We start from the raw sequence: 6,347 nt of genomic DNA, 5'->3' as shown, positions 1-6,347 counted from the left end.
GACGTACGGTTCGAGACCACCGACCTCCTGCTCCATCAGCGCCTCGTCGAGCAGAAACACGCCGCGGCTTTCCTGCCCGGCCTCGTCTGGAGCGGACAGCCCCCGACCGTCACCCTGCGCCAGCTCCCCCGCGGGCAACGCACACGCCGCATCTTCACCGTGGTACGCCGCGGCCGCAGCCGGCACCCTGCCATCCAGGCCTGCCGGAACGCTCTCCTTCGCACGGTCACCCTCCGCTCCGACCCCACATAAGGCGGGGCACCTGGGTTTCCCCAGCGCTCTTGCCGGTGAGTCAGTCCTGGGCGAAGCGGTCGAGGAACTGGCGACCAGTTCCAGGCCGGTGCACAGGGTCTCGGTGTCGTCGGCGAAGCCGATGCGGATGGTGTGCTCGATGTCGAAGGCGGCGCCAGGGGTGAACATGACGCCGGTCTCCCCGAGGAGGCGGGGGCAGAACTCGTAGGAACCGATCGGGGCGTTGTAGCGCAGGAGCGCGGTCGTGCCCGAGGCCGGTTTGACGTAGGCGATGTCGTCACGGCCGGCGACCCACTCGTCGAGGATGGCGAGGTTGGTGCGGGTGATCTGGTGGGAACGGGCAAGGACGGCGTCCTTGTTCTCCAGGGCGACGCAGGCCAGGAGGTCGTCGACGCGTCCGACGCTGATGGTGGTGTAGTCCCGGTGGGTGGTCACCTCGGCGAGAAGGCGGATGGGGTCGACGATCCAGCCCAGGCGCAGCCCGGCCAGGGAATAGAGCTTGGACATGCTGCCGGTGGAGATGCCGCGCTCGTACAGGTCGGCGATCGAGGCGGTGAAGCCGTCGCCGTCCTGGTCGACTCCCCGGTAGACCTCGTCGCACAGCACCCAAGCCCCGACCCGTTCGGCGATCTTGACGATGCGGGCCGGTCCGGCTTCGTCGATGAGGGCGCCGGTGAGGTTGTTGGGGTTGTTGACGGCGATGAGCTTGGTGTCGGCCGAGACCAGGCGGTCGAGTTCGTCGAGGTCGGGCAGCCAGCCGTTGGCCTCGCGCAGCGGCAGTTGGGTGACGCGGGCGCCGTAGCTGTCGGGGATGGAGTAGTGCTGCTGGTAGGTGGGGACGACGGCCACGATGTGGTCGGCGGGTTCGACGAGTGCGGCGTGGACGAGGGCGTTCGCGCCGATCGCGCCGTGGGTGATCAGGACGTTGTCCGGGCCCTGGCTCTCGTAGAGGCCGGCGACGAGGCCACGCAGGCGGGGGCTACCGGGGATGGGGCCGTAGGTGAGCGGGGTGGCGTCGAGTTCGGCGAGGATCTCCTCCCGCCGTCCGGACATCTGAAGGAGTTCGCCGGTGGTAAGGGAGCGGACGCAGGTCTCGGCGAGGTTGTATCGGCAGGTCTCCTCGTGGTCGTTCATCCACTGCTCGACGGCGAAAACGGGCGGATCTTCACCGGGACTGTCCCTTCGTCATGGCGTTGTCGTTGTGCAGGGCGGCCCAGGCGACGGCCGCGTCCTCGATGCCCAGGCCCACGGACCGGAAGTACGCTCGCCGCTCGGCCCCTCGGGCGCGGCCAGCCACGAGGCCGGCCAGGTCGCCGCGTGCGGCGGCTACTTCCGGCCGGGGGAGGCGGCGGTCGGGATCAGTGCCACGGAGCTTTCGTCGACTTCGTTTCCGTCATCGTCGATGAACCCGACGTGCACCGGTCGTTCGGTGCCCTCGACCTGGCGCAGGATGCTCGGCCCGTCCGGCCACGGCAGGTGCTTGTCGCCCCATTGCTGCAGGGCGAGCAGGACGACGAGGAGTTCCCGGCCCGCATCCGTGAGCACGTACGAGAAGCGAGCCCGCTCCCCCGGCTCCCGATAGGACACTTTCTCCATCACGCCGTATGCGACCAGCGTGTTCAGGCGTTCGGTGAGAACGTCCGGCGCCACACCGAGCCTGCTGCGGAACTCCGAGAAGCGGCTCGACCCCGCCACGGCCTCGCGCAGGATCAGAAACGTCCAGCGCTCGCCCAGCACGCCCAGGCTGCGGGCGATGGCGCAGCTGTCATTCGGAATCTTGCCCATGCTGCAAGCCTACCCTGGGTTGTTTCTCCCAACTCAGATGGTCTAGGTTGGAAAAACCTATCCAGCAGGGAGTTGCGTCATGCAGATCGAAGGACAGACCGCACTGGTCACCGGGGCGAACCGTGGCCTGGGACGTCACCTGGCGAAGCAGTTGCGCGACCGGGGCGCGACCGTCTACGCGGCAGCCCGCAATCCCGCAGCCGTCGACCTCGACGGCGTGAAGCCGATCGCCCTCGACGTGACCGACCCCGCCTCCATCGCCGCCGCGGCAGAGGCGACCGGCGACGTGTCGATCCTGGTCAACAACGCCGGTTCGGCCACCAACGCGTCACTGCTGACGGGCGACCTGGCGGACATCCGACTGGAGATCGACACCCACTACCTCGGCACCTTGGCGGTCACCCGGGCATTCGCCCCCCAACTCGGCTCTCACGACAGCAGCGCGGTGCTGAACATCCTGTCGGTCGCCTCCTGGATCAACTACCCCTCGTTCGGCGCCTACTGCGCCGCCAAGTCGGCCTCCTGGTCGATGACCAACGGGCTGCGCCAGGAACTCGCCCCGCAGGGCACCCGGGTCTCGGCACTGCACGTCGGGTACATGGACACCGACATGACCACCGGCCTCGACGCGCCGAAGGCCGACCCCGCCGACATCGCACGCATCGCCCTCGACGGTGTCGCCGCCGGCACCCCTGAGATCATCGCCGACGAGACGAGCAAGACCGTGCTCGCGGACCTGTCCGGAGGCGTCGGCGCGCTCTACCCGCAGTTCGGGACACGGAATCGCACGCCCGCTTACGTCGTCGTCAACTTCGATGTGCTCGACGAGGAGGCCGGCGCGGCCTACGCGGCCGTGGCCCAGCGGTCCATCCGCAACCACGGCGGCCATTACCTGGTCGGGGGACCCACGCCCAAGCCCGTCGAAGGCACCTGGGACTCCTCCGGGTTCGTGATCATCGAGTTTCCCGACATGGACCGGATCCGGGAGTGGTACGACTCCGCCGAGTACCGGCGGGCCCGGGAGATACGAGAAGGCAAGGCCCGGGTGACCATGCTGTTCGCCGAGGGCACACCGCCTGAGGGCCTCTCCCGCCCGGCCTAGCCTCCCCGTTTCAGTTGGTTCGGCCGAGCTGGGCTGACTGCGGTGGGCCGTGGCTGTCGGCGGGCGGTTATGCCTGGGTCCCGGCGCTCGGGCCGGGTGCTCCGGTTTCCTCGGGTTGCGGGTGGGCAGAGGCAGCGCCGTTGGTCAGGTTGCTGGCCTCGGCAGGGCCGCGAGGCAGGCGAAAGCGTGCGCCAGCTCATGTCCCCATGGCCAGGTGGCGGCGATCCGCAGGTGGAGACGGCGACCTCCACGGGTGATGCGGGCGGCGGCGTGCAGCAGTCGGTAGCGGAGTTTCTTCGGCTCGGCAGTGGCCAGTTCGCCGTCCAGCAGCAGGGTGCGGGTCCAGGCAAGCAGGTCGATTGCGGTCAGGGACAGCTCCAGCCAGGCCGCGTTGACCTGGAAGAGGCGGGAGGGGAACCGGTCGAAGCCGGTGGCTTTGCCGCAGCGGATGCGGTCCTCGACGCGGGCGTGCGCGCGGTGGCGGACCTCGAGGTGCTGGATGGATCCGGCGCCGCCCGCGAGGGGAGTGTCATTGAGGAAGACCTGGTGGCGCATGGCCTCGTCGAGGTCGAACAGGGAGAGCTGAGCGCCGGGATGCGGGCGCTCACGTCGCACGATGATGCGGGTGCCGTCGGGATATCCGGCCAGGTCGATCATGCCGGTCAGCTCGGCGACCTCGGCTGAGCCGCGCAGGGATCCGTCCTGTTCCAGGGCCGGGTGCCAGATTCGGTTGGGCAGGGCCCGGATCGCGCGCCGGACCGGTTCGGTGACGGGGTGTCCGACGGAGAAGAAGGTCTGGATGCCCTGAGCCCGCAGATTTCGCAGGTGGGTCAGGAACGCTTTGGTGCCCCCGGCGCTGTCGGTGCGGATGAGGATATCGGTGCCGTGGCGATGGGCATCGGGGATCTGGGCGAGGGCGGCGTCCAGGACGGTGATGTGGTCGCTCGCGGTGTTCACGCCGGCGTTGCCAGGCCGCAGCAGGGCGGCCAGAGCCTCGCCGGTGTTGTCCAGGAAGCACAGCAGCGGATGGAAGCCGAAGCCGTGTTTGTAGGTGGCGGCTGCCTGTTCCCTCTCGGAGTGGCAGGTGACGAGGGTGGCGTCGAGGTCCAGGACCAGGCCGGGCAGGTTGCGTCCGCCCGCGCGGGAGCTCGGTGTCCTGCGCCGGGTCTCGGCGGCCTGCAGCCAGGCTGTCTCCCGGGCAGCGGCGCGGGCCGTGCGCAGTGCCGCGAGTGTGGTGGTGTCGATGTCGGCCAGGACGCGCCAAGCGGTGGGGGTGGAAGCGACCGGACCGAATACCTCGCGTTGGTCGCGCAGGAGGGCCAGGTCGGCTATGGCCTCGCTGCCGTCGGCGAGCATCACCGCCAGGTCGACCGCGACCCGGCCGGGATCGTGGCCGGTGCCGCGCAGCCGTACCGGTGCAGCGCGTTGGCGAAGGAGCCGGTCAGGCCCGTGGCGTCGACGAGATCGGCCAGCAGGCGGGATCCGGCGTGGGTGACCACTCCGCGACCATCGGCCGAGACGACGAGCTTGGGACGCGACCCGGTTGTGTGCACGCAGAAAGTTCCTTCCTGCTGTGGGACAGAAGCCCTAGGCAAGCCTCATCATCCCAGCTCAGAAGGCACTTTCGTGTTTTCGATCAGGATCCGGACACGGCAGCAAGTGAAACATGCTGGTTAGGTTCGGCGGGTCTCGGCATCCTGCCTGGCGGCCGTGCTCCTGTCCTCGCGTTCCCGTGCGAAGGCCGCGCTGAGTTCACCTCTCACTTCGTCCACGGTGAAGGGCTCGCCGCACCCTTCACACACGGTCCCGCTCAGGCCCACCTCGCGACCGCATGCTGTGTGGATCTGATGGACGGCAATCCCTTCCCCGGGCTCCTTGCACCACGTCTCGCCCCATGCTCGCAGGGCGAGCAGCACCGAGGCGAAGGCCTCGCCCTTGGCGGCCAGGTGGTACTCGTAGCGGCGGGGTTTCACGCTGTAGGCACGGCGCTCGATCATGCCGTCGGCCTCGAGTCGCTTGAGACGGTTGGTCAGCATCTGCGGCGAAGCCAGGGTCTGGACCTGCAACGTGTCGAAGCGGCGGTTGCCCATCGTCAGCTCCCGCATGATCACGAGCGTCCAGCGGTCCCCGATCACCGCGCTCGACCGCGCGATGGGGCACTCCGTGCTCGTGATCTCCGACCAGCCGGCCATACCGACATCCTCCTCGTGAACTCGTTCCGTCCCCATCATCGCAGAGATCGAATGAGTTGCTATGGAAAATAGAGTTGGTAACTATGATTTATTGAGTTACGGTGCGGATGAGCCGAGCGAACGTCCGTGACACAAGACGCGGACTCCTCGGCACTTCCGGAGGGACGACTCATGGCCGATACGCAGTACGTGCCGGCGCACACGGGGCTGCTCCTGGTGGACCCCTACAACGACTTCCTCTCCGAAGGGGGGAAGCTGTGGCCTCGGGTCGAAGAGGTCGCCACCGAGGTCGGCCTGCTCGACAACCTGCGCGCGGTGGTGGCCGCGGCGCGTGCGGCCGGCATCCAGGTCTTCGTCGTCCCGCACCGCCGCTGGCGCGAGGGCAACTACGCGAACTGGAACTTCCTCACCGCGGACCAGGCCGGCAGCAACCAGAACCGGGTCTTCGAAGACGGAGCCTGGGGCGGCGACTGGCACCCGGACTTCACTCCCCAGGAGAACGATGTCGTCGTCCACGAGCACTGGGGACAGAGCGGGTTCGCCAACACCGACCTCGACCTCCAGCTCAAAAAGCACGGCATCACCCACGTGGTGACCGTCGGCCTGCTGGCCAACACCTGCATCGAATCGACCAGCCGCTACGCCATGGAGCTGGGCTACCACGTGACCCTGGTACGCGGAGCGACAGCCGCATGGACCCGGGAAATGCTGCACGCAGCCCACGAGTTGAACGGCCCGTCCTACGCCCACGCCATCGTGAACGCCGACGAGATCGTCACCGCGTTCAAGGGGGCACTCGTCTGACGCTCACCGCAGAACCGCTCATCGGGGCAACCCGACAGCCTGTACGTCGAAGGTGCCCTCCGGCTGGACCGACAGAACCCCTCAGCAAGGTTCATCGTCCCAGGCCAGGAAGGCACTTTCGTATTTCCGCCCCAGAGTCAGCCATCCCCGAGTGAAACGGGGAGGCTAGAGATGCTTTGTCGGGTTCTGGTTCTGCATGTGGTGAGGGGGCA

General features: G+C 68.1%; 4 protein-coding genes and 4 pseudogenes. 3 read left to right on the top strand and 5 right to left on the bottom strand.

Features of this window, described 5'->3' with window-relative positions; all coding sequences use genetic code 11:
* From ACFYWX_RS47450 to ACFYWX_RS47440, 3 genes and pseudogenes are all read right to left on the bottom strand, one after another.
* Positions 1-1,395 (bottom strand): annotated as a pseudogene (locus tag ACFYWX_RS47450) (aminotransferase class I/II-fold pyridoxal phosphate-dependent enzyme); the annotation flags it as partial.
* A 22-nt stretch (positions 1,396-1,417) separates the two neighbouring features.
* Complete coding sequence (locus ACFYWX_RS47445) at positions 1,418-1,549, bottom strand: hypothetical protein (RefSeq protein WP_389431763.1); 132 nt, start codon at positions 1,547-1,549, stop codon at positions 1,418-1,420.
* Between the two features lie 29 nt (positions 1,550-1,578).
* Positions 1,579-2,037, bottom strand: coding sequence for a winged helix-turn-helix transcriptional regulator (locus tag ACFYWX_RS47440; RefSeq protein ID WP_389431762.1), 459 nt, complete (start codon positions 2,035-2,037; stop codon positions 1,579-1,581).
* Between the two features lie 79 nt (positions 2,038-2,116).
* Between ACFYWX_RS47440 and ACFYWX_RS47435 the strand changes: the two are divergent.
* Positions 2,117-2,806: pseudogene (locus ACFYWX_RS47435) on the top strand (SDR family oxidoreductase); the annotation flags it as partial.
* Between the two features lie 33 nt (positions 2,807-2,839).
* A pseudogene (locus tag ACFYWX_RS47430) lies at positions 2,840-3,139 on the top strand (DUF1330 domain-containing protein); the annotation flags it as partial.
* Between the two features lie 144 nt (positions 3,140-3,283).
* On the opposite strand, the pseudogene ACFYWX_RS47425 reads toward ACFYWX_RS47430, so the two are convergent.
* Positions 3,284-4,692 (bottom strand): annotated as a pseudogene (locus tag ACFYWX_RS47425) (IS1380 family transposase).
* 120 nt (positions 4,693-4,812) lie between these two features.
* On the bottom strand, positions 4,813-5,244 hold the full coding sequence (locus ACFYWX_RS47420) for a helix-turn-helix domain-containing protein (RefSeq protein ID WP_206189683.1): 432 nt from the start codon (positions 5,242-5,244) through the stop codon (positions 4,813-4,815).
* A gap of 258 nt (positions 5,245-5,502) precedes the next feature.
* Between ACFYWX_RS47420 and ACFYWX_RS47415 the strand changes: the two genes are divergently transcribed.
* On the top strand, positions 5,503-6,135 hold the full coding sequence (locus ACFYWX_RS47415) for an isochorismatase family cysteine hydrolase (protein WP_389431761.1): 633 nt from the start codon (positions 5,503-5,505) through the stop codon (positions 6,133-6,135).
* Positions 6,136-6,347: the final 212 nt, after the last annotated feature.

It is taken from the genome of Streptomyces sp. NPDC002888, from assembly GCF_042888465.1.
GTDB lineage: Bacteria > Actinomycetota > Actinomycetes > Streptomycetales > Streptomycetaceae > Streptomyces.
The sequence above is the reverse complement of the archived record's forward strand: the minus strand, read 5'-3'. Positions and strand labels throughout refer to the sequence as shown.